The sequence below is a fragment of the Actinocrinis puniceicyclus genome, from assembly GCF_018283645.1.
Lineage (GTDB): Bacteria > Actinomycetota > Actinomycetes > Streptomycetales > Catenulisporaceae > Actinocrinis > Actinocrinis puniceicyclus.
In genome coordinates, this window is record NZ_JAGSXH010000246.1 from 1 (window position 1) to 3,252 (window position 3,252).

The window sequence follows — 3,252 nt, forward strand, 5'->3', positions numbered from 1 at the left end:
TCTGATTCGGGACAGTCTTGGCGGACCGCCCTGATCTATCAGAGGTCTCGTTCTCTATGCGCGCTGCTCAACACGCCAGCACCGATCCGCTGGACAAGCACCCGGAATCCTTAACTTCGCGGCCTTGCTTCTTGCCCTGCAGCTTGCCCTTGGCCTTCGCGACGGCCATGCCCTCGCGGGTGCGCATGCGCAGCAGGTCGACCTCGAACTCGGCGAAGGTGGCCAGGATGTTGAAGAACATCTTGCCCATCGGGTCAGCAGGGTCGTAGAGCGAGCCGCCGAGCGAGAGTTTGACGCCGCGGGCGGCGAGCGAGTCGCCGATCTCGCGGGCGTCGGGAACGGAGCGGGCCAGCCGGTCCAGCTTCGGCACAACGAGGGTGTCGCCGGCCCGGACGGCGGCCAGAGCCTCGCGAAGTCCGGGCCGCTCGCGGTTCGTTCCCGTGAGCCCGTGGTCGAGGTAGACCCGGTCCTCGGCGACGCCGAGCTCGCGAAGCCGCTCGCGCTGGGCGGTGAGGTCCTGCTCGTCGGTGGAGCAACGCGCATAGCCGATGAGGATGGAGGTCACGGCGCCAAGCGTACGGTAAGCCCCGGTGATTGAGACATGTTCCGTACAGGTCTAATGAGACGACGTCGCGCCAGGTCGCGATCATCGCAGAGTCATGATCGGGACCGTCCGGTGGAGGTTCCCCTAACGGACAGCGTTCGCGGGGGTGAAGCGGCCGTCTTCGGGCTCGGGGAGGTACGCGGCGGGGATGCCGTAGCCGATCATGAAGTCGCGTTCCAGGTCGTACGCCTCCCGGCTGCGGGCGTAGTGGGTGAGGATGCCCAGGATCTGGCGGGCGGCGGCGGGATCGGTGCGGGCGGCCTGGAACCAGTCCTCGACGTCTTGGCGGGCCCGCTCCCAGGAGTCGCGCAGCATGTCGCGGACGGTGGCGCGCGCCTCGTCCGCCGGGCTGAGCCGGTCGCCGTCGTAGACGTGCTGGTCGGGTTGGCGGGTCAGTAGCCGAGCGTGCCGTAGGCGGTGATCTGCCCGTACCGGACGAGGTGCGCCGCGCACGCGGCGGCCTCCAGCATCGCCTCCTGGCGTGTCGCGTCGAGCGCCTCGTACGGCCGCCACACGCTCAGCCCCGCCCGGGGAGGCCATCCGATGGGGAGCCAGATCTGGTCCAGGGCCGCGGCCGAGCGCCGCCGGACGCGGGAGGTGGAGATGCTGATCTCGTCCAGCAGGGTGCGCAGCATCCGGAACCAGACCCCGACGTGCACCTGCCTGCGCGGCAGGGTGACCATGCCGCCCGATATCCCCTCGGTGGTGAGCCGGTCCAGGGCCAGGACGTGCCCGGGCGCCGGACGCAGCGGCGGCGGTGTTCCCCGGGCGGACGCGAACGCGATGTCCCCTGCGCTCTCCAGCCGGCAGCCATGCTCGGGGCAGCTGAGCATGAGCGGGACGGTGGCGAAAAGCGGTGTGCCGCGCTCGGGCTCGGCGGCACAGACGGGACACAGACGCCGCGCTGTCCTGCGGCGGGAGCGCTCGGCCGCAACCCAGGGCAGCCATCGGCCGACGGCGTTGGCGCCGGCTTCGCCGGGCAGAAGCAACACCGAGTCCTGCCGGACGAAGATGTGGAAGGCCTCGGCGCCGTGGTCTGCGTCGAGGGTGTCGGCCAGCCACGGCGTCCATCCGGCGAGCGTGGTCAGCCGCACCTCGCCCTCTGGCACGCCGGTGCGCTCGGCAAGGGCCTTGAGCAGCACGAAATGCCGCGGGCGAAGCCGGTGGTGAACATGTACGGCTGGAGCTGGAGCGCGCCGTCGAGCAGCCACAGCAGGCCGAGGACGCGTTGGGCGGTGCGGCGGGTGATGGGCACGGCGCGGGCCCTTTCAGGTCGTCGTCTGGCCCGGGCGAGCAGGTCCGCCGGATGGGGATCTCGCCGAGATCCTTTCTTGACGTTCACGCTAGGACGCCGGGGCCGGGGGTGCCGCGCGGGGTGGACCGACCGGGCCATGCCCACCCCGGCGCTGTCCAGCGGACGGGTGCTCGGTGGGGAATGCGCATGGGTGCATGGTCCGCTCGGGTGGTCTCGGTGACTGAGTGGGGTAGCGGCCGGAATCTACTGCGGGCGGCGGGGGTAGCCGGTTGCCCGGGTACGTACCCGTGTTTCGCAGCCCCGGCCGGCCGGCCGCCGGGGCTGCATCACTCGATCGATCGATCGATTCCGCAGAGAAACGGATTGGTATGAAGACCGCATTCAAGGCCGTGGCCCCGCTCGCGCTGCTCGCGCTGCCGGCGCTCACCTCGGGTACCGCTTTCGCTGACGCCGCAGGTTCGACCACCTACACCGCGCAGCTTTCGCCGGTGCCGCTCAACAACCAGAACAGCGCGTCCGGCAGCCTCACCTTGTCGTTGAACGGCAGCACCGCCACGATCCACGAGCAGGTCTCGGGGTTGGCGGCCACGTTCATGAATGCCCCGTACCCGCACGTGCAGCACATCCACGGCGGCGCGATGGGCACCTGCCCGACCGCTTCGGCGGACACCAACGGCGACGGGGTGATCTCCACGGTCGAGGGCCAGCCGGCCTACGGCCCGATCCGGACCACCCTGTCGGTCACCGGAGACACCTCCCCGGCCGCGGGCACCGACCTGAAGATCGCGCCGTCGGGTGCGTCGTTCACCTACGACCGCACCATCACCCTGGATTCCGCGACCCTGGACTCGATCCACAAGGGCATCGCGGTGATCGTGGTGCACGGCCTAGACCCGGCCACCGCGCCGAAGGCCGCCTCCACCGAGAAGAGCGAACTGGTCCCCTCGCTGCCGCTGGCCGCCACCTCCCCCGCCCTGTGCGGCAAGCTCGTCGCGATGCCCACCGGAGCCGCGGCCACCGGAGGCGGCGCCTCCCAGCACACGGTCAACGGCGGTGAGCTCGCCGGCGGCGCCGGCATGCTGACCGCGGCCGGCGCCCTGCTGTTCCTGCGCCGCCGCCGGGCCCTCGGCAACCGCTGACGCCACCTCGGGCGCGAGTCGAAGATCAGCGCGCCCGAGCGGGCAGGGGCGCCGTCGCCGGTCTACCCCGGCAGGCGGTGCCCCTGCCCGAACCGTCCCCGGCAACAAGGCGAACACGCGGTACGAGGCGCGTTCCCGGGACACCCAGGAGAACCGAAAGTGATGCTCGCGCGCCGCGCGATGCGCGGAAACCGACTGCTCACCGTCGCGGCCATCGTCCTTTCCGCCGGCGGGGCCGGGCTGCTGGTGCGCGC

The 3,252-nt window shown here is 71.2% G+C and carries 4 protein-coding genes; 1 reads left to right on the forward strand and 3 read right to left on the reverse strand.

Annotated elements, in window-relative coordinates; all coding sequences use genetic code 11:
* Window positions 1–67: 67 nt before the first annotated feature.
* From KGA66_RS28380 to KGA66_RS28390, 3 genes are all read right to left on the reverse strand, one after another.
* Window positions 68–565 (reverse strand): recombinase family protein, encoded by a 498-nt coding sequence (locus tag KGA66_RS28380; protein ID WP_211472570.1) that lies wholly within the window; start codon window positions 563–565, stop codon window positions 68–70.
* 123 nt (window positions 566–688) lie between these two features.
* The gene (locus KGA66_RS28385) at window positions 689–919 is read right to left on the reverse strand and encodes a hypothetical protein (protein ID WP_211472572.1); all 231 of its coding nucleotides are present in this window, start codon (window positions 917–919) and stop codon (window positions 689–691) included.
* A gap of 77 nt (window positions 920–996) precedes the next feature.
* Window positions 997–1,815, reverse strand: coding sequence for a TniQ family protein (locus KGA66_RS28390; RefSeq protein WP_312887109.1), 819 nt, complete (start codon window positions 1,813–1,815; stop codon window positions 997–999).
* A 412-nt stretch (window positions 1,816–2,227) separates the two neighbouring features.
* On the opposite strand from KGA66_RS28390, the gene KGA66_RS28395 reads away from it, so the two are divergent.
* Window positions 2,228–2,998 carry a CHRD domain-containing protein gene (locus tag KGA66_RS28395; RefSeq protein ID WP_211472576.1) on the forward strand — a complete coding sequence of 257 codons (771 nt, stop codon included), beginning with the start codon at window positions 2,228–2,230 and terminating at the stop codon, window positions 2,996–2,998.
* The last annotated feature ends 254 nt before the right edge of the window (window positions 2,999–3,252 follow it).